The 17,959-nt window shown below is 35.6% G+C and carries 23 protein-coding genes; 3 read left to right on the top strand and 20 right to left on the bottom strand.

Going from position 1 to position 17,959, the window contains the following annotated elements:
• The first annotated feature begins 122 nt into the window (after positions 1 to 122).
• Positions 123 to 1,346 (top strand): peptidase T, encoded by a 1,224-nt coding sequence (pepT, locus tag MUN42_RS03695; protein WP_243343031.1) that lies wholly within the window; start codon positions 123 to 125, stop codon positions 1,344 to 1,346.
• Positions 1,347 to 1,406: 60 nt separating this feature from the next.
• Positions 1,407 to 1,640 carry an elastin-binding protein EbpS gene (locus MUN42_RS03690; protein ID WP_243343030.1) on the top strand — a complete coding sequence of 78 codons (234 nt, stop codon included), beginning with the start codon at positions 1,407 to 1,409 and terminating at the stop codon, positions 1,638 to 1,640.
• Between the two features lie 431 nt (positions 1,641 to 2,071).
• Here MUN42_RS03690 and MUN42_RS03685 read toward each other — a convergent pair whose 3' ends face one another.
• From MUN42_RS03685 to MUN42_RS03590, 20 genes are all read right to left on the bottom strand, one after another.
• Positions 2,072 to 3,304, bottom strand: coding sequence for a U32 family peptidase (locus MUN42_RS03685; protein WP_243343029.1), 1,233 nt, complete (start codon positions 3,302 to 3,304; stop codon positions 2,072 to 2,074).
• Entirely contained in the window at positions 3,297 to 3,938 is a 642-nt protein-coding gene (locus MUN42_RS03680) for an O-methyltransferase (RefSeq protein ID WP_243343028.1), read from the bottom strand. The genes MUN42_RS03685 and MUN42_RS03680 overlap by 8 nt, the downstream gene beginning before the upstream one ends.
• Positions 3,931 to 5,601, bottom strand: coding sequence for a ribonuclease J (locus tag MUN42_RS03675; protein ID WP_243343027.1), 1,671 nt, complete (start codon positions 5,599 to 5,601; stop codon positions 3,931 to 3,933). The genes MUN42_RS03680 and MUN42_RS03675 overlap by 8 nt, the downstream gene beginning before the upstream one ends.
• Positions 5,602 to 5,603: 2 nt before the next feature.
• A complete protein-coding gene (locus tag MUN42_RS03670) occupies positions 5,604 to 6,041 on the bottom strand; it encodes a Fur family transcriptional regulator (protein ID WP_243343026.1) in 438 nt (145 codons plus the stop codon).
• Positions 6,031 to 6,273, bottom strand: a complete 243-nt coding sequence (locus MUN42_RS03665; protein WP_243343024.1) for a DUF1292 domain-containing protein — start codon at positions 6,271 to 6,273, stop codon at positions 6,031 to 6,033. The genes MUN42_RS03670 and MUN42_RS03665 overlap by 11 nt, the downstream gene beginning before the upstream one ends.
• Positions 6,266 to 6,685 carry a Holliday junction resolvase RuvX gene (gene ruvX, locus MUN42_RS03660; protein ID WP_243343023.1) on the bottom strand — a complete coding sequence of 140 codons (420 nt, stop codon included), beginning with the start codon at positions 6,683 to 6,685 and terminating at the stop codon, positions 6,266 to 6,268. Before ruvX ends, MUN42_RS03665 begins: the two co-directional genes overlap by 8 nt.
• A complete protein-coding gene (locus tag MUN42_RS03655) occupies positions 6,678 to 6,938 on the bottom strand; it encodes an IreB family regulatory phosphoprotein (protein WP_243343022.1) in 261 nt (86 codons plus the stop codon). Before MUN42_RS03655 ends, ruvX begins: the two co-directional genes overlap by 8 nt.
• 11 nt (positions 6,939 to 6,949) lie before the next feature.
• Positions 6,950 to 9,568: an alanine--tRNA ligase gene (alaS, locus tag MUN42_RS03650; RefSeq protein ID WP_243343021.1), complete on the bottom strand. Its 2,619-nt coding sequence runs from the start codon at positions 9,566 to 9,568 to the stop codon at positions 6,950 to 6,952.
• 9 nt (positions 9,569 to 9,577) lie between these two features.
• Complete coding sequence (locus MUN42_RS03645) at positions 9,578 to 9,979, bottom strand: Rrf2 family transcriptional regulator (protein WP_243343020.1); 402 nt, start codon at positions 9,977 to 9,979, stop codon at positions 9,578 to 9,580.
• An 8-nt stretch (positions 9,980 to 9,987) separates the two neighbouring features.
• Positions 9,988 to 10,593, bottom strand: a complete 606-nt coding sequence (locus MUN42_RS03640; RefSeq protein ID WP_243343018.1) for a helix-hairpin-helix domain-containing protein — start codon at positions 10,591 to 10,593, stop codon at positions 9,988 to 9,990.
• A 24-nt stretch (positions 10,594 to 10,617) separates the two neighbouring features.
• A complete protein-coding gene (gene rsfS, locus MUN42_RS03635) occupies positions 10,618 to 10,926 on the bottom strand; it encodes a ribosome silencing factor (RefSeq protein ID WP_243343017.1) in 309 nt (102 codons plus the stop codon).
• Positions 10,913 to 11,479 carry a bis(5'-nucleosyl)-tetraphosphatase (symmetrical) YqeK gene (gene yqeK, locus MUN42_RS03630; protein WP_243343016.1) on the bottom strand — a complete coding sequence of 189 codons (567 nt, stop codon included), beginning with the start codon at positions 11,477 to 11,479 and terminating at the stop codon, positions 10,913 to 10,915. Before yqeK ends, rsfS begins: the two co-directional genes overlap by 14 nt.
• The gene (gene nadD / locus MUN42_RS03625; RefSeq protein ID WP_243343015.1) at positions 11,472 to 12,068 is read right to left on the bottom strand and encodes a nicotinate (nicotinamide) nucleotide adenylyltransferase; all 597 of its coding nucleotides are present in this window, start codon (positions 12,066 to 12,068) and stop codon (positions 11,472 to 11,474) included. The genes yqeK and nadD overlap by 8 nt, the downstream gene beginning before the upstream one ends.
• Positions 12,068 to 12,352, bottom strand: a complete 285-nt coding sequence (gene yhbY, locus MUN42_RS03620; protein ID WP_243343014.1) for a ribosome assembly RNA-binding protein YhbY — start codon at positions 12,350 to 12,352, stop codon at positions 12,068 to 12,070. The genes nadD and yhbY overlap by 1 nt, the downstream gene beginning before the upstream one ends.
• Before the next feature lie 8 nt (positions 12,353 to 12,360).
• Complete coding sequence (obgE, locus tag MUN42_RS03615) at positions 12,361 to 13,641, bottom strand: GTPase ObgE (RefSeq protein ID WP_243343013.1); 1,281 nt, start codon at positions 13,639 to 13,641, stop codon at positions 12,361 to 12,363.
• A gap of 48 nt (positions 13,642 to 13,689) precedes the next feature.
• Positions 13,690 to 13,983 carry a 50S ribosomal protein L27 gene (rpmA, locus tag MUN42_RS03610; protein ID WP_243343011.1) on the bottom strand — a complete coding sequence of 98 codons (294 nt, stop codon included), beginning with the start codon at positions 13,981 to 13,983 and terminating at the stop codon, positions 13,690 to 13,692.
• Positions 13,984 to 13,985: 2 nt separating this feature from the next.
• Positions 13,986 to 14,297 (bottom strand): ribosomal-processing cysteine protease Prp, encoded by a 312-nt coding sequence (locus tag MUN42_RS03605; RefSeq protein ID WP_243343010.1) that lies wholly within the window; start codon positions 14,295 to 14,297, stop codon positions 13,986 to 13,988.
• Complete coding sequence (rplU, locus tag MUN42_RS03600) at positions 14,297 to 14,605, bottom strand: 50S ribosomal protein L21 (protein ID WP_243343009.1); 309 nt, start codon at positions 14,603 to 14,605, stop codon at positions 14,297 to 14,299. The genes MUN42_RS03605 and rplU overlap by 1 nt, the downstream gene beginning before the upstream one ends.
• Positions 14,606 to 14,703: 98 nt before the next feature.
• Positions 14,704 to 15,867 carry a tRNA uracil 4-sulfurtransferase ThiI gene (gene thiI, locus MUN42_RS03595; RefSeq protein WP_243343008.1) on the bottom strand — a complete coding sequence of 388 codons (1,164 nt, stop codon included), beginning with the start codon at positions 15,865 to 15,867 and terminating at the stop codon, positions 14,704 to 14,706.
• Positions 15,867 to 16,985, bottom strand: coding sequence for a cysteine desulfurase family protein (locus MUN42_RS03590; RefSeq protein ID WP_243343007.1), 1,119 nt, complete (start codon positions 16,983 to 16,985; stop codon positions 15,867 to 15,869). The genes thiI and MUN42_RS03590 overlap by 1 nt, the downstream gene beginning before the upstream one ends.
• 65 nt (positions 16,986 to 17,050) lie before the next feature.
• Here MUN42_RS03590 and MUN42_RS03585 point away from each other — a divergent pair, with 65 nt between their 5' ends.
• On the top strand, positions 17,051 to 17,956 hold the full coding sequence (locus MUN42_RS03585) for a ribonuclease H-like domain-containing protein (RefSeq protein ID WP_243343005.1): 906 nt from the start codon (positions 17,051 to 17,053) through the stop codon (positions 17,954 to 17,956).
• Positions 17,957 to 17,959 lie beyond the last annotated feature (3 nt).

Below are 17,959 nucleotides of genomic sequence, written 5' to 3'. Positions count from 1 at the left end.
TATAAGCATATTACGATTGCTATCAGGCTAATTTTCTAAAAATAACAAATCAAAAGTATTCTTCTATAAAAAACTTTTCTTTATCCTAGAAGAGTATAATAATAAAAAGAAAGAAGGTATATATGGATAAAATAATTGAAAGATTTTTAAAATATGTTGCAATGGAAACTACTAGTGATCCATCCTTGGCAGAAGAAAGAAAGCCTACCACTGATGGTCAAATAGTCCTCGCTAAGGAGCTAAAAAAAGAATTAGAAGAACTTGGACTAGAAGCATCTATCAATGAAGAGGGCTTTGTCTTTTCTAAACTACCTGCCAATACTGACAAAAAACTTCCTAGGGTTGGATTCCTATCCCACATGGATACCTCCCCAGAGATGTATGGCAAGATAGAAGAGCCTCAAATTATAAAATACGAGGGTGGAGATATAAAACTTAACCAAGAAAGGTCAATCACAGTTGAAGAATTCCCTATACTTAAAAAACTTGAAGGCCTAACCCTAATTACAACCAGAGGAGAAAGCCTCCTAGGAGCTGATGATAAGTCAGGTATAGCTTCAATTATGAATGCAATCGAATACCTAATAAATAACCCTGACATAGAACATGGGGATGTCCTCATAGCCTTTACCCCTGATGAAGAAATTGGTACAGGATGTGATACCTTCCCGGTTGAAGAATTTGGAGCTGACTTTGCCTACACTGTAGATGGTGGTAACCTTGGCGAACTAGAATATGAATCCTTCAATGCTGCTGGTGCTGATGTTTATATCAAGGGTAAATCAATCCACCCAGGCTCAGCAAAGAACACCATGATTAACTCAATAACAGTGGCTCGTGAGTTTGATAGCCTCCTTGGCGATGTAAGAAGACCAGAGCATACCGAAAATTATGAGGGCTTCTTTCATCTATTGAATATCAAAGGCGACATCGAAAACACCCATCTAGAATATATAATTAGAGAGCATGATAGGGAAAAATTTGAAGCCATGAAGGAAGAATTCAAGTCCTACGGAGAATTTTTAAATAAAAAATATGGAAGCGAGCTTGTTAGGATAGAAATGAAAGATTCCTACTACAATATGGGAGAGGTCATAGCTGACAAGATGGAAATAGTGGACTATGCAAAAAGGGCTATGGAAAATCTAGACATCAAACCAATAATCCAACCAATCCGTGGTGGTACAGATGGATCAAAACTTTCCTTTATGGGACTTCCTACCCCAAACATCTTTACTGGAGGAATGAACTTCCACGGTGTCTATGAACTCATACCAATAGAGCATTTAAAACTAGCAAGTGAAACCATAGTAGAGATCATAAAAGAAATAGCTAAGAATAATTAGTGAAAAATTTTTTAAAATCTGTTACAATAGAAGTATAAATAATAGGAAAAGGAGATTATTATGTCAGATAACAAAATTAGCAATGAAAACCAATATAGAGGAGATAAGGAATTAGATAAAGAATTAAGATCTAAAGCAGACAATTCTGGTGGAGAAACATTAGACAAAAAACTAAGCTCTGACCAAGAAAATCTAAGATCAATCACTGACGAAGCTGACGAAAACTCAAACGTTGGTGTTGAATCACGCAGAACAAGATCTGAATTCTCAGAAAATCCATCTGAAGACGAGTAATTCGAAAATACCAATTGACGGAGTAAAGCTCCGTCTTTTTTGTTTATTTTTAATCTTTCCAAATAAATATTTATAGTAAACATTGCTTATCAATTTTTATATCACAAAGTATGTTACTCCCATGAATTCTAAGAAAGATATTGAATTATTTTATCTAGGTTGTTTTTAAAGATTAGTATTGTAATGCAAATACCAAGTCGTCCTCTTCCCCAAAAAGAAATTTATATTTGAGCAATTGGATAGAACTGAAATAGTAAGTCTATTTTTTATAAAATTAACTTTTATAAGAACTTTAACACTCTCTATATAAACCCTAAGTTTATAGAATTTATTCAAATCCTATAAAAGATATACCTATAAAAATCATAGAATAAACAAGTCCTCCCGATTATAACTACTTATAATCAGAAGGTCTTGTTTCTTTTAGTACTTTATTCTTCAATTTTCTTTCTTACCATATCTCCTTCCCTTAATGGGAGGTCGATTTTTATGAAGATTCTTTCCTTTGGTACATTGGCTACTTCTATATCTTCACCCTTTTTGTTTTTCATATTGTCTATTTTTACTTGGTAGAAATCTGGAGAATTGGAGAAGATTTCTATTTCATCTCCTAAGAAAAACCTATTTCTCTGTTCAATTTCAGCTATTTTGCTTTCTTCATCATAGGATTTGACTACTCCTATGAAGTCATAGGTCCTGATATAGGATGAAGATCCATAGTTTTGGGATGTTTCGTCTGGCTTGTTGTAGAAGAAGGCCTTGGTAAAGTGCCTGTGGCTGGCTTTTTGGATTTCTTTTAGGTATTTTTGAGCTACTTCTTCATTGTATTCACCTTTATAATAGGCATCTATGGCTTGCCTATATGACCTAATTACTGTCGCTACATAGAAGGCTGTCTTCATCCTTCCTTCTATCTTAAAGGAGTCAATTCCTGCCTCAATTAGCTTATCTATTTCATCAATTAGGCAGAGGTCCTTGGAGTTCATGATGAAGGTTCCACCATTTTCGTCTTCGCCTATAGGGTAGTATTCTCCAGGCCTATTTTCTTCTTGAATGGTGTATTTCCATCTGCAAGCTTGGGCGCAGTCTCCCCTATTTGCATCCCTTCCTGTCATGTAGTTAGATAGGAGGCACCTACCTGAGTAGGATATGCACATGGCTCCATGGATAAAGCATTCTATTTCCATATCTTCAGGGGTATTGGCCTTTATTTTTTTGATTTCTTCAAATGATAGCTCTCTAGCTAGGATTATTCTCTTGGCTCCCATATCATGCCAAAATTTAACTGTTTGACTATTTGTAACAGAGGCCTGGGTTGATATATGGAGGTCTATATTGGTGTTTTCCTTGGCTAGGGCAAAAATTCCAGGATCTGATATAATTAGGGCATCTACCTTGATTTCATCAAGAAATTTTAGGTAATCTACTATGCCGACCATATCCTCATCATGGGGTAAGACATTCATGGTTACATGGACCCTTATATCTCTCTCATGGGAGTAGGCAACTGCCTCTCTTAGGTCATCTTTTGAGAAATTTTTGGCATTAGCCCTAAGACCGAAGCTATCTCCTGCCAAAAACACAGCATTGGCACCGTATTTTATAGCGGCCTTTAGCCTCTCCATATCTCCTGCCGGAGCTAATAATTCAACTTGTTTAGTCATTTTCTCTCCTTACACTTAAACTTATACCATCGCCTATGGGTAGAATTGATGTGTAATAATCTTCCCTTGCAGTAATATAAGCTAAAAATTTCCTCAATCTTTTGACTATGGTAATCTTTCTTCGCTCAATAAGATCATCATTACAGACTTCTCCCCTAAATAAAATATTATCACACACTATGACTCCTTTATTATTAAGGAGCTTATGAGCCTCGTCAAAATATTTTTTGTAGGAAGCCTTATTTGCATCTATAAAAATAAAATCAAAGCCTTGATCTAACTTAGACAAGGCTCTTTCTGCATCATCATTTATTAATGTGACTTTTTTATTATATTTTTCAAAATTAGATCTTGCAAGATCTGCCATATTTTTATCAAGTTCTATAGTAATTATATCAGCTCCTGTGTATTTTTCGAATACTAGGGAGCTATAACCTATGGCAGTTCCAATTTCTAAAATCTTCTTTGGTCTTATAATACTTAAGAGACTTACGAGAAAAGACTTAGTTTCTTCTCTCATTATAGGGACTTTGTTATCCCTTGCGTATTTTCTAAGCTCTACAAAGTCCAAGTCATCTATTAAGTCTTCTATAAATGATGTGGTATGAGGGTAATTAATTTTATCTTCAGTCATTTACAATCTCTGAAATTACAGGTAGGATCATAGGATCACGACCTAGCTCGTTATAGATATAGGATTTTAAATCTTCTCTTATCTTATATTTTATTTGGCTAATAGCCCTAATTTCCTTATCTTGACACTTCTTGATAGACCTTAATACTACATCTTTTGAGTTTTCGATAATGTCTTGGTTTTCTTTAACATATACAAAACCTCTTGATACTATCTCTGGTCCTGCAAGGAGTCTTTGGGTGTGCTTGTCTATAGTCAAGGATACTACAACCAAGCCATCTTCTGATAGGTGCTTACGGTCTTTAAGAACAATATTACCTACATCTCCTATACCTGATCCATCTATTAAGATATTACCAGCTTGGACCTTGCCATGGATCCTAGCAGACTTCTTGGTAAATTCAAATACATCTCCATTTGATCCAATATAGATCCTATCCTTAGGGTGGCCCATAGATACTGCTATATCAGAATGTTTTTGGAGTTGTCTAATCTCACCATGGACTGGCACTAGGAACTTTGGTGTAACTAGTTGGTACATAAGCTTGATTTCTTCTTGGCAGGCATGGCCTGAAGCATGGACCTTGGCGAGGGATGAATAAATTATATTACATCCTATCTTGGTAAGATTATTGATTGTATTGTTGATTGCCATTTCGTTGCCTGGAATTACTGATGATGATAGGATAACAGTATCAGTTTCATTTAGGTGGATTTGCTTGTGTTCTCCTGCTGCCATCCTAGTTAGGGCTGATAGGGGTTCTCCTTGAGTACCTGTGGATAGAACAACTATTTCATCGTCAGCGTAGTTCTTTAGGCTCTTCATATCAATAATGGTGTTTGGTTTTAGCTTTAGATAACCTAATTCCTTGGCTATCCTTACATTATTGAGCATAGACCTTCCAGAAAGAGCAACCTTCTTGTTGTATCTCTCTGCTGCATATATAACTTGTTGGACCCTGTGGAGGTTTGATGCAAAGGTTGCAACAATTATCCTAGATCTTGCCCTACCAAAAAGTTGGATAAAGGTCTCTCCAACTTCCCTCTCACTTATGCTATATCCTTCTCTTTCTACATTAGTTGAATCTGCAAATAGGGCAAGTACTCCCTTTTTACCAAGTTCAGCTAGTCTTTGGATATCAGTTGGATCATTATCTATTGGTGTAAAGTCCATCTTGAAGTCACCAGTGAAGATTATTCTTCCGATTGGTGTTTTGACTGCTATAATGCAAGCATCTGGAATTGAGTGGCTGGCTCTAATAAATTCAACAGTAAAACAACCTGCCTTAACAGTATTGTTTACATTAACCATCTTTATCTTGTTAGGGTTTAAGCCATGTTCCTTAAATTTATTTTCCAAAAGTCCCTTAGTTAGTTTAGAACAATAAACATTGGTATCTATTTCTTTTAGAAAATATGGTATAGCACCAATATGGTCTTCATGGGCATGGGTTACAAATATCCCCCTAAGCTTATCCTTGTTTTCTTCAACATAGGTAAAATCAGGAATAACTGTGTCTACTCCCAGCATATCAGCATCAGGGAAGGTTAGACCACAGTCTATCATTATCATATCATTTCCATACTCAACTATAGTTGAGTTCTTACCTACTTCTTGTAATCCCCCTAGTGGGATGACTCTTAACTTTTTATCATCTTTCATTTTTACTCCTTGTTATTCCTACAATCGGAGCAAGTACCATAAATTCTCAATGAATAATAGTCAAGTTCAAAATCATACTTTTCACTTAAGGATGATCTCATCTCTTCACTATCTATACACTCAACTTCTATGATTTTTCCACAGTTGGTACATATCAAATGATCATGGTGTTCATGGTTTTTGTCAATTAATTCATAGGTGTAAGCATTGTCTGTAAATTCTTGCTTATTGACAATCCCTAACTCTTCAAAAATATTAAGGGTTCTATAAACTGTAGCTATACCAACTTGCTTGTGTTCTAAATGAATTTCAGAAAAAAGTTCCTCAGGCGTTATATGTTTTGCCTCTGAGTCTTGGAGGGCTTTGAATACTATTTGTCTTTGCTTGGTAAATTTTTGGTTGTTCTGTTCAAAAATCTTCTTAACCTGATCAATATTCATCTTTTTCTTCTTTCATCTCTTCATAAAAGCTAATGATTTCATCTAATTTTTTATCATCGTCTATAGCCTTAAATATAATTTCCTTATCTTCTTCAATAATTTCACAAATTAGAATCAATTCATCATTTACTTGCTTTAGGGCGGCATAATTTGCTTCGTCTACTCCGAATGTATCTATTAGTTCAAATTCAACTTCATTATTCTCTTCGTCGAGTAAAATAATCTTATCCATTTTTTCTCCTATCCAAATATGTTTGTAGAATAAAGGCTGCCGCAATCTTGTCTATATACTTCTTGCGATTTTCTCTTCTAACTTTCATATCCATAAGGACAGCCTCTGATTGAATAGTAGTCATGCGTTCATCTTCATATACAATTTCGATATCAATTTCTTTCTTTATAATGTCGACAAAGCTCATCACCTTCATAGATTGGGGACCTATAGTATTGTTCATATTCTTAGGTAGACCCACTACAAGAAGGCCAGCTTTGTATTCCTTTATCAATTCCTTAAGCCTATTGATATCATTTTTAACTTTTGTTCTCTTTATAGTTTCTACTGGTTGGGCGAGTAAAAACATAGGGTCACTTACAGCAACCCCGATTGTTTTATCACCGACATCAAGTCCTATTATTCTACTCATTAATATATTCTTCTAATAATTCTTCTAATAACCTATCTCTATCTATTGATCTTATAAGTTTTCTAGCTCCGTTATGAGCAGTTATATAAGTTGGATCACCTGATAATAAATATCCCACTATTTGACCTGTTGGATTGTATCCTTTTTCCTTTAGGGCAGCATATACTGTTGTTAGTATTTCCCTTATGTCTTTTTCTGAATCTTTTTGTGCTTTAAATAGCATGGTCTCATTGAAGTTATTCTTATCAGTCATATATATACTCCTTAAATGATTTCGTAAACTTTATCTAGAGCCTCATCTAACTTAGAAATGTCCTTTCCTCCAGCTTGAGCAAAGTTCTTTCTACCACCACCGTTTCCTCCAGTAATTTGGGCAACGGTTCTTACGATTTTACCTGCATCATATCTATCTGTTAGCTTATCATCCACTGAAACTGTAAATACTATCTTATCATCCACAGAAGCAAAGACTATAATTAGATTATCTACCTTGCTCTTGATCCTATTTTCATAGTCACGTAGCTCATCCATACTAGCCTTGTCAAACTTCTTGACTAGGACGTTAACACCGTTAATTTCTTTGATAGCTTCTTTTAATTCTCCAACTATATCTTGGGAGCTTGTAGCCTTTAGTCTATTAATCTCTTGTTTTTGACTTTCTATCTCAGCTTTTAGGTTATCAATCCTATTTTCGATGTTGTTTTGATTGGTATTTAATTGTCTAGCTATGCTTGCTAGCTTATTTTCATCTTCTAACAAGAGCTCATATACCTTAGTTCCTGTTATAGCTTCTATTCTTCTAACTCCAGCTGATACTGAAGACTCTGATTTGATTTTAAACATCAATATATCTGATGTGTTATTTACATGGCAGCCACCACAAAGTTCCTTTGAGTAATCTCCCATGCTTACAACTCTAACCTTATCCTTATACTTATCTTCAAATAAGCCTATAGCACCTGCTTCTTGTGAGTCCTTGTAGTCCATAATTTCCTTGGTAACTACATCTCTCTTGGCAATTTGCCTATTAACAATTTGCTCTATTTGAGATAACTCTTCACTTGTCAAGGCCTTATTGTGGGTAAAGTCAAATCTTAATTTATTTTCATCTACCAGTGATCCTGCTTGTCCAACTTGACTTCCTAATACATCTTTTAGTGCTTGGTCTAATAGGTGGGTAGCTGAGTGGTTTCTCTCGATAGCATAACGTCTATCCTTATCTACCTCAAAGCTTGCCCCATCATTTATAGCTAGTTTTCCTTCTATAACTTCTACATAATGGAAATAGATATCTTTTTGCTTTTGGACGTCGATTACCCTTGCCTTAAAGTTTTCATTATAGATATATCCTGTATCGGCAACTTCCCCGCCGCCCTCAGCATAAAACGAAGTCTTATCAGATATTACTATACCATTTTCTCCTTGATCTTCACTTATAGAATCAACTTGATCATTATTTTGGTAGAGTCTAAGAACCTTGCCTTCTACGACTAGGTTGTCATAACCTAGGAAGTCGGTCTTAGCGATGCCTTCAGTATTTAGGTTATCAAGTGACCAACCTGCCTCTTTCTTCCTAGCATCCCTGGCTGTTTGCTTTTGGATTTCCATTTCCTTATCGAAGGCCTCTTCATCAACACTTAGGTTATTTTCTTCTAGTATTTCCTTGGTTAAGTCTAGTGGGAAACCATAGGTGTCATACAATCTAAAGGCTTCTTTTCCATCAAGGATAGACTCACCCTTAGCTTTGATAGCTTCGATCTTTTCTTCTAGCATAAGTAGGCCTTGGTCGATAGTTTTTTGGAATCTGTCTTCTTCTTCTATGATTATTTCTTTAATTTTTTCTCTATTGTCTTCTAGTTCTTGGTATTCTACCTTGTAGGAATCTATTACCTTATCAACTATTTTACTTAGGAATTCTCCTTCTATTCCTAGTAATTTTCCATGCCTATACGCTCTTCTTATAAGTCTTCTAAGAACATAGCCTCTCTTTTCATTTGATGGAATTACTCCATCTCCTACTAAAAAGGTCATAGCCTTGGTATGATCTGCTATTACTCTGATAGATACATCGGATTTCTTGTCTTTCTTATATTTTTTGCCAGAAACTTTTTCAATTTCATCAATGATAGCAGCCATAACGTCAACTTCAAAGATGTTGTCTTTTTCTTGAAGGACCATGGCAATCCTCTCAAGACCCATACCTGTATCTATATTTGGATGGGCAAGTGGAGTGTAATTTTTATCCTTTTCCTTGTTAAATTGGGTAAATACTAGATTCCACACTTCCATAAACCTATCTGAATCATCATTGCCAGGTTTAGTATCATTCTCATCTACTGCCCTAGCTTCTCCCCTATCGACAAAGATTTCTGAACAAGGACCACATGGACCCATTTCGATTTCCCAGAAGTTATCTTCCTTGCCTTGTCTCAAAATTCTTTCTGGATCTATACCTATCTTATCCTTCCATATATTGTAGGCTTCATCATCATCCTTGTAAACTGTTACCCATAGGAGGTCCTTAGAAATTTCAAGTTCTGAAGTCAAAAATTCGTAGGCCCAGCTTATGGCTTCTTCCTTAAAATAATCCCCAAAGGAAAAGTTACCCAGCATCTCAAAGAATGTTCCATGGCGTTCAGTCTTCCCAACTCTCTCAATATCTGCAGTCCTAACACATTTTTGAGATGAAGTCGCCCTATTATTTTTCATCTTCTTCTCACCAGTAAAATATTTCTTTAGGGGTGCCATACCAGCATTTATTAGTAGTAGTGAATCATCATCTACAGGTATTAGTGGAAAAGATTTAAGTAGGGTATGGCCCTTGTCCTTAGCAAAAAAGTTTAAAAATTTACTTCTTAACTCATTCATTCCTAATTGTTTCATTTGTTTACCTCATACTTCTTGATTTATAATATTTTCTAAAGTAATAGAATCAACAGCGTCGTTAATTACCTGGTCTATCCTATTAAAAACACTGTATGCATCACACTTATTGTAGCAGTCATAACTACCACTTACACATTCACTCATCGTGATATTTCCCTCAAGGGCCCTCAAAACCTCGCCGACACTTATATCCTTGAGGTCTTTTGTAATCATATAGCCACCCTTGGGGCCTCTTTGAGACTTGATTAGTCCCTCGTTTTTTAAGAGCCTAATTAGCTGTTCCAAGTAGTTCTCTGATAAATTTAGCTTATCGGAGATTTCGGATACAGATATATAGCCCTTGTTCTTATTGGAAGCCAGGTAGCACATGGCTCTCAATCCATACCTTCCTCTTGTTGATAATTTCATTTTATCACCTATATTGTTATTAAATCCTTCAATGCCTCGAAAAATTTATCGCCTATTCCAGTAACTTTTTTTATGTCTTCGATTTTTTCAAATCGATTTTCTTCTCTATAGTTTATAATGGCTTCTGCTCTTTTTTCTCCAACATTGGGAAGCTCCATAAGCTCTTCCTTGCTGGCAGTGTTTATATTGACAAGTCCACCAGCACTTGTACTTTCGCTCAAATTTAGGTCTTCTTCTATAATATCTTCATCGATATCCGGTATGTATATTTTCATTTGGTCTTCTAATTTAATAGCTAAATTCAAGTTCTTGTTGTTGGCTCTTTCTGTTAGGCCTCCTGCCATTTTTATTAAATCCTCAAGCCTATCATCATCTCCTATGATATAGACACCAGGATTTGTGATTTGGCCTGTTATGTAGACTTTTCTATCAGCCTTTTCCTTAGTAATTTCTTCTTGATTTTCTTCAGAAATACTATCTTCTGCTATTATTTTTAAATCTTCGTCCCTTTTAAAGGCACTAGAAAAGTCTCCCTTAAAGAAACTCCTAGCACCCAGGGCAACTATTACAACTACCAAAAAATAAATTATCTTATCTCTTTTATCCTCTGACATTGTAAGCTCCTACAATTTAGGGAACTATCTCTCCCATAAATTATCTAAGTCGTAAAATTCACGTTGTTTTTGTGTAAATATGTGAACAATTACATCTCCTACATCAAGGAGAATCCATTCACCCTCCCTAAGACCCTCCTTAGAAAATACCTTATATCCTTCCTTTTCTAGGTCTTCTTCGACATAATCTGCCAAGGCGCGGGTTTGGTTAATTGATCCACCACTTGCTATAATGAAAGCATCAGCTACTGACGAATTATCTAGCTCTATAGTTTTTATATCTATAGCAAGTTTATCGTCTAAGGTCTTTAAAATTCTTTCAACTTTTTCCATTTTTCTCCTTTATTAGATAATTTCTAGCCTCAAAAGTAAGACTTTCGATATAAGACTTCTTATCTATTAAAAACTTTATATTATGATCTAGGCACTCTAAAAGTCCCTGATCGATATCCTCAAAAGCCTTTTTCCTTATATCCTCTACTCCTGGATAGTCCCTTTTTTCTTCGATGGCATCTGCCAAGAATACTATCTTCTCATAGAGGCTCATATTGGCCCTACCAGTCGTGTGGTACCTTATAGCATCTAGGATATCATTATCTTTAATATTATACACTTTTTGGGCAACTTCTGCCCCTACAAATGCATGGATAACAGGACTTGTTGGATCGATTTTTTCATCTATCTTTAGGTCAAGCTCTCTTATATATTTCTCTTCATTGTACTTGGCACAATCATGCAAAACGGCCGCCGCCTTTACCTTGTCAACTTCTATATCAAGATCTTCACTTAGCTTAATAGCTGCATCTACCACTCTTAGACTATGCTTGTAACGTTTTTTGCCTATGTCCTCCAATAGCTTATCCTTATATAAGTCTATATCAAACATACAACCCCCTATTTTCTATTATATATTTTACTCCATCCCTTACTAAGTATTTGATGCTTTTGTCATCCTTAACCAAGCCCCTAATAAGGGTTGATGAGATATTTATATTTAGGTTGTTTATTAAAAAAATATTTGGATTATCCTTCCTTATATCGTGAACCTTCCTAACCAGTTCGCTATCTTCGTCTATATTAGACCTGGTAAAGACAATAATATTGGTATCCAAGATATCCTCGTAGTTTTTCCAGGTATCTATGGTTAAGAAAGAATCTTCTCCCATGATATAAAAAATATCATCATCTGGAAAATTTTCCCTAAAATATTTTATAGTATCGTCAGTGTAGTGAACTATATGGTCTGTGGATTCATAGGTTGATAGGACTAGCTTGTCATTATCCTTTATGGCTTCGCTCACCATCTCAACTCTAATACTTGTAGCAGTCTTTTTCCTATCTCTCTTGTGGGGAGGATCTGAGCTTGGCAAAATTATAACCCTATCCAAATTCATATAGTTAATACAATTTTCCACAACTATAAGATGGCCAATGTGAATGGGGTCAAAAGTTCCTCCAAAAAGTCCTATCCTCATTATAATCCGTACTTATTTTCTTCGTTTTTTCTATAAATTGTAAAAATTGAACCCAGGTGGGATATAAATTCTGCATCGAGTCTTTCGATAACATCATTTACTATCTCTTCTTGGTCATCTAAATTATTAGATAAAATTTTGATCTTAATTAGCTCTCTTGCTTCCAAGGCTTCATCTATAGCCTCAATTAACTCATCAGTTATAGAATTTTTGCCTATATTTATTACAGGCTTAAAATCATGTGCCTCTTGCTTGAGAGCTGCTCTTTGTTTACCTGTTAACATAAATTCCCCTATTCGTAATATTCAAATACAATATCTCCAAAGGCTACGCTGTCACCTTCTTCGATACCCATTTCCTTTAACTTATCAAAAACTCCCATTTCCCTAAGTTTTTTCTCAAAGTGCATGGCTCCGTCATATTCCTTGTAGTCGACCTTCTCTAAGAGGTTGTCAACCCTCTTACCATAAACAAGGTAGATATCTCCATCCTTGCCAAAGTTTAGGTCATAGTCGATTTTCTTATTGTAGAAGCTATCTAGGAAGTCTTCGTCAACTTCTTCCATTAGGTCAAATTCCTTGGCCTTACTTTGACTTAACAAGTCATAAACACCATCTATTAATTCTTTTATACCCTTAGTTGTAGCAGCTGATATGGTAAATATCTTATATTTTTCACCAAATTCTTCTATAAACTTATCAGCATTGTTATTATAATCTAAGTCAGACTTATTGAGGGCCACTATCATTGGCTTATCCCCTAGTCTATCATCATATAGGCTTAGTTCCTTGTTTATTAACTTAAAGTCTTCTATAGGATCTCTACCCTCTATGCCAGATATATCTACCAAGTGTACTAGGACCCTACACCTTTCTATGTGCTTTAAGAAATCATGGCCCAAGCCATTTCCATCGCTAGCCCCCTCTATAAGACCAGGAATATCAGCCACTATAAAGCTTCTTTCCCTATCTATATTTACAACTCCGAGATTTGGATCAAGGGTTGTGAAGTGGTAGTTGGCAATTTTGGGCTTGGCCTTTGATATTACTGAGATTAGGGTAGACTTACCTACATTAGGTAGACCGACAAGGCCCACGTCAGCAAGGATTTTAAGTTCTAGTATTACTTCTATCTCTTGGCCCTTTTTGCCTATTTCTGCAAACCTAGGAGCTTGTCTAATGGAGCTTTTGAAGTGGACATTACCCCTGCCCCCCTTGCCTCCCTTGGCAATTACAAATTCTTCTCCATCGACACTCATATCTTTAACAATTACATTAGATTCTGCTTCTCTTATAACTGTACCCATTGGGACATTAATATAAAGATCTTCGCCTTTTTTGCCAAATTTTTTGCTCTTGCCACCAGCTTCTCCATTAGGAGCCAGGTACTTTGTCTTATATCTAAATTCATCTAGGGTTGATAGGTTTCTAGTAGCCCTAAGGACAATAGAGCCACCATTACCACCATCGCCACCGGCAGGGCCACCGTTTGGCTCATACTTTTCTCTTCTCCAAGCAACAGCTCCGTTTCCACCATCTCCTGCCTTGAGGTATACTTTTGCGTAATCTATCATAGGATTTTCCTCTCATATAAAAAAGCTTGCCAACAGGCAAGCCCTAATTTAAGCTATTTCTTCTTGAGCGTAAACAGAAACTTGCTTTCTGTCTCTTCCTCTTCTTTCAAATTTAACAACGCCTTCGCATACAGCATATAGAGTATCATCAGCACCCTTTTTAACATTGTTGCCTGGATGAATCTTGGTTCCTCTTTGTCTTACTATGATTGTTCCAGCATTAACAAATTGTCCATCGCTTCTCTTAACACCAAGCATTTTAGGATTTGAATCTCTACCGTTCTTTGATGAAGATACTCCCTTTTTACTTGACAATCTTTGTAAATCAATATTTCTTATCATATTCAAGTCTCCTTATAATTTAATTTTACGTAATCACCATAATTCGATAATAAAGTTTGGACTCCTGTTTCAAAATAAGCAAATACTGTTGCTATTTCCTTGCTATCTTCATCTGTTCTCAAATACAATATATCACCATCGTCGATAAATTCTACCTTATCAGCATATTGGTCCAAGGTATTTACACATGAATAAGCAAGTATTGTAACAGCAGAGCAAACTATATCGCTGCCATGTTCAGCAAAGTCTGCATGGCCTCTTATTTCATAACCTACTCTTCTATCGTCTTTAATTAATACTTCAACATTAATCATTAAAGAGATATGCTATCAATTTTTACTAAAGTATAAGGTTGTCTGTGACCGTGTTTTTTTCTGTATTTTTTCTTTGGTTTATACTTAAATACAACTATTTTCTTTTCTTTGTTTTGATCTTCAACTGTCGCAGTAACTTTTGCGTTTTCTACGTATGGAGCTCCAACTTTTACTTCATCTCCTGCTACTAAAAGAACTTGATCAAATTCTACGGTTTCACCAACTTCGTTGTTAAGTTTTTCAACTCTAACTAAGTCACCTTCTGATACTTTGTATTGTTTTCCACCTGTCTTTATAATTGCGTACATGGAAACCTCCTATTACTTAAAATTCTCGCCAGATTTGGGGATCAGAACCCGAAACTGAGCGGTTTACTTATTTATATTACTGTACTTTACCATCCTTGTCAAGATATTTTTATAATTTCCATTGATTTTATAGCATCTTCTTCTAATTTTTCTATATCTAAGTTTTCTTCAGATTTCTTTATAAATTCAAGCTTAGGTTTTGTTACTGGATTTGCTGGGGCAAAGATAGAGCAGCAATCATCATAAGGTTCAATTGCCTTCTCATAGGTATCTATATTTACAGAGATATCTATTATATCCTTCTTGTCCATGGCTATAAGGGGTCTAAGGATAGGTAAATCTGTCGCTTCATTTATTACAGAAACTGACTCTATTGTTTGGCTTGCCACTTGCCCTAGGCTCTCACCTGTAATAAGGCTTTGGTAGCCATAATCTTTTGCAAGCTTACTTGCAATTCTCATCATAAACCTCCTAGATAAAATCGTAGTATCCCTTCTAGGACAATTTTGACTGATGGCCTTATATATTTCTGCGAGATTTATTGAATAAACTGTCATTTCTCCAGTATAGGCTGATAAAAGTCTTGCAAGATCCATAGCCTTTTGGTGGGCCCTCTTTGAGGTAAAGGGATAAGAATGGAAGTGGAGGGCGTTTATCTCCATCCCTCTCTTTGCCATAAGAAAACCTGCAACAGGTGAATCAATCCCACCAGATAAAAGCAAGAGTCCACTACCAGATGAACCTATAGGTAGGCCTCCTAGACCCTCTTCCCTTACTATATAAACATAGGCATGGGCCTTGATATCGATGCTTATTACAAAATCAGGCTTATGGACATCAACACTCAAGTTTTTCTTATTTTTTAGGACTACTCCACCTATCTTGCTGGATAATTGAGGAGATATAAGAGGAAAGGACTTGTCAGTTCTCTTTGACTCAACCTTAAAGGTTTTAGCTTGGTCCCCGTAATAAAACTCTACAAGGTCGATTACACTCTTTGATAAGACTTCTAGGTCTTTCTCCGTTTTTATAACCTCTGCTATGTAGGAAATACCAAAAACCTTCTTGATTTCTTTTTTTAGCCTATCAAATTTGGGCCTATCTGCCTTGATATAGAGTTTAGAAGACTCTACATACATATCTTCATAGCCTATATCCTTTATATTTCTTTTTATATTATTAATAGCAGTCTTGTAAAAGGTATTTCTATTCTTACCCTTTAAGAAAATCTCTCCAAAGCTTATTGCTAGTAACCATTCCATTAAAAAACTCCTCTTATCATTTCAATACCCTCTCTTAGGGCTTCTACTGTCGTGTCTAAATCTTCCCTTCTTATATCCCTTGAAAAAGAAAATCTAATAGCCCCATCAATATAATCCACAGGTACATCTATGGCAGATAGAATCCTGCTCTTGGCTCCCAAGGCACAGGCTGATCCTGATGAAACATAAATCTCCCTATCTTCTAGAAAATGAACTAGGACCTCAGACTTTATATTTTTGAAGGCAACATTTAATATATAGGGACTATAATATTCTTCTGGAGAAATAACCATATAATCACTTATACTTTCTTCTATTTTTTCTTTGAGATAAGTCCTAAGTCCGTCTATATAGGAATAATTATCCTCATTTACAGCGTCCCTTAAGGCTACTGCCATGGCATAGATGGCTGGATGATTTTCTGTACCAGAACTTATCACCTCTTGCCTGCCACCAAAGAGAAGTGGTTTTATCTTTGATAGAATCTTCTTTTTGACGTAAAGGCCCCCTACTCCCTTGGGTCCGTGAAACTTGTGGCCAGAAAAACTCATTGTATCAACACCAAGATCTTCTACATCTACAGGAATTTTTCCTAGGGCCTGGGTTCCATCCAAGTGGATCAAAATGTTTTCATCAAAGTCTTTTACAATTTTACTAATAGTCTTTATATCAGTAATTGACCCAGTTTCATTGTTTACATAGATTAGTGATAGAAGTTTGACCTCATGGGATAGATTTTTCTTCAAATCATCTAGATCTATCTGTCCATCCCTTGTATTTTTCAAATAAATCACTTTCTTGAAGTCACTATTGTTAAGGGCATCATACACAGATGAATGCTCTATAGAAGAGCTAAGGGCAAGGCCGTCCTTACCAGCAAGGGATGCTATAACAATATTGTTAGATTCTGTCGCCCCCTTAGTGAAGTAAATTTCACTCTCCTTGGCATTAATTATATTTGCTATTTCTTTCCTTGATTTTTTTATAAGATTTTCTGATTCCATACCATAGGAATGGATAGCTGAAGCATTAGCATAGTAATTTTCTAAGACATAAACTTCAGCCTCTATGGCTTTTTTACTCATTTTACTTGTAGCAGCGTTGTCTAAATAAATCATAATATCTCCTTAACTCTTTTTATTATATTGTTATTAAAAAAGATTACAAACAGTATAGTAGACCTATGATATGTATAAAAAAAATTATTGCTTGTAAGAACATTAAAGAAAATCAAATAGTATTAGATATAGAAACAACTGGACTTGATTCATCAGTTGATACCCTAGTGGTCTTGGGCCTAGTTTTTCGTGAAGATAAGAAGGCCTACACCATCCAATACTTTGCAGAAGATGATAGTGAAGAAGAAAGGCTCCTAAGAATATACTTAGAAAAGTCAGCCGAGAAGGAAATTATTACCTACAATGGAGATACCTTTGATATCCCCTTTCTAAATAACCGCCTTATCGCCCATAAACTTCTTCCAATATTTCCACCTACCATAGACCTCCTAAAAGTTATCAAGAAATACCGTATATTTTTTGACTTCGACTCCCTCAAACTTTCTGATATGGAGAAGTTGGTAGGTTTTTATAGGGTAGATCCATCAAGGTACAAGACCATTAGTAAGCTAAGTGATGACCTTGGCAAAAGGGATAAGCCCTTCCCAATTATTAAACATAACCAAAATGATATCATTGCAACCGAGCTATTGATGGATATAGAGAAGTCTTTTATAAAAGAATTAACAATAGGGACCAGGCTTGGTCAAGTTTCCCTAAAATCAGTCTATATTAATAATGATATAGCTAATATCAAGCTAGAATCCTCAGAGGAGCAAGAAGAGGCATTTTTTGTAAATGATAATTATGATATCTCAATAAAAAATAAAAACATAACCATCAATCTCCAAGTCCTCTACGGCCTCCTTGATGGCAAAACTAGAGGCCATATAGCTATAAATACCTTTGCCATAGAAAATCAAACCGACCTTAGGATAGATCCTCACTTCCTAGTTATAAGGCAGGGACACATTTACAAGTACAAAAACATCCTAAGTTTAAGCAAAAAAATAATTGAGAATCACTTGTGATCC

The organism is Anaerococcus sp. AGMB09787, assembly GCF_022808955.1.
Classification (GTDB): Bacteria; Bacillota; Clostridia; order Tissierellales; family Peptoniphilaceae; genus Anaerococcus.
Note: the sequence above shows the minus strand (reverse complement) of the source record. Positions and strands in the feature narration are given on the sequence as shown.

Coding starts and splice junctions, on each gene's coding strand:
- pepT (WP_243343031.1), top strand. CDS start 123: ATGGATAAAATAATTGAAAGATTTTTAAAATATGTTGCAATGGAAACT.
- MUN42_RS03690 (WP_243343030.1), top strand. CDS start 1,407: ATGTCAGATAACAAAATTAGCAATGAAAACCAATATAGAGGAGATAAG.
- MUN42_RS03685 (WP_243343029.1), bottom strand. CDS start 3,304: ATGACTAAACAAGTTGAATTATTAGCTCCGGCAGGAGATATGGAGAGG.
- MUN42_RS03680 (WP_243343028.1), bottom strand. CDS start 3,938: ATGACTGAAGATAAAATTAATTACCCTCATACCACATCATTTATAGAA.
- MUN42_RS03675 (WP_243343027.1), bottom strand. CDS start 5,601: ATGAAAGATGATAAAAAGTTAAGAGTCATCCCACTAGGGGGATTACAA.
- MUN42_RS03670 (WP_243343026.1), bottom strand. CDS start 6,041: ATGAATATTGATCAGGTTAAGAAGATTTTTGAACAGAACAACCAAAAA.
- MUN42_RS03665 (WP_243343024.1), bottom strand. CDS start 6,273: ATGGATAAGATTATTTTACTCGACGAAGAGAATAATGAAGTTGAATTT.
- ruvX (WP_243343023.1), bottom strand. CDS start 6,685: ATGAGTAGAATAATAGGACTTGATGTCGGTGATAAAACAATCGGGGTT.
- MUN42_RS03655 (WP_243343022.1), bottom strand. CDS start 6,938: ATGACTGATAAGAATAACTTCAATGAGACCATGCTATTTAAAGCACAA.
- alaS (WP_243343021.1), bottom strand. CDS start 9,568: ATGAAACAATTAGGAATGAATGAGTTAAGAAGTAAATTTTTAAACTTT.
- MUN42_RS03645 (WP_243343020.1), bottom strand. CDS start 9,979: ATGAAATTATCAACAAGAGGAAGGTATGGATTGAGAGCCATGTGCTAC.
- MUN42_RS03640 (WP_243343018.1), bottom strand. CDS start 10,593: ATGTCAGAGGATAAAAGAGATAAGATAATTTATTTTTTGGTAGTTGTA.
- rsfS (WP_243343017.1), bottom strand. CDS start 10,926: ATGGAAAAAGTTGAAAGAATTTTAAAGACCTTAGACGATAAACTTGCT.
- yqeK (WP_243343016.1), bottom strand. CDS start 11,479: ATGTTTGATATAGACTTATATAAGGATAAGCTATTGGAGGACATAGGC.
- nadD (WP_243343015.1), bottom strand. CDS start 12,068: ATGAGGATAGGACTTTTTGGAGGAACTTTTGACCCCATTCACATTGGC.
- yhbY (WP_243343014.1), bottom strand. CDS start 12,352: ATGTTAACAGGTAAACAAAGAGCAGCTCTCAAGCAAGAGGCACATGAT.
- obgE (WP_243343013.1), bottom strand. CDS start 13,641: ATGATAGATTACGCAAAAGTATACCTCAAGGCAGGAGATGGTGGAAAC.
- rpmA (WP_243343011.1), bottom strand. CDS start 13,983: ATGATAAGAAATATTGATTTACAAAGATTGTCAAGTAAAAAGGGAGTA.
- MUN42_RS03605 (WP_243343010.1), bottom strand. CDS start 14,297: ATGATTAATGTTGAAGTATTAATTAAAGACGATAGAAGAGTAGGTTAT.
- rplU (WP_243343009.1), bottom strand. CDS start 14,605: ATGTACGCAATTATAAAGACAGGTGGAAAACAATACAAAGTATCAGAA.
- thiI (WP_243343008.1), bottom strand. CDS start 15,867: ATGGAATGGTTACTAGCAATAAGCTTTGGAGAGATTTTCTTAAAGGGT.
- MUN42_RS03590 (WP_243343007.1), bottom strand. CDS start 16,985: ATGATTTATTTAGACAACGCTGCTACAAGTAAAATGAGTAAAAAAGCC.
- MUN42_RS03585 (WP_243343005.1), top strand. CDS start 17,051: ATGATATGTATAAAAAAAATTATTGCTTGTAAGAACATTAAAGAAAAT.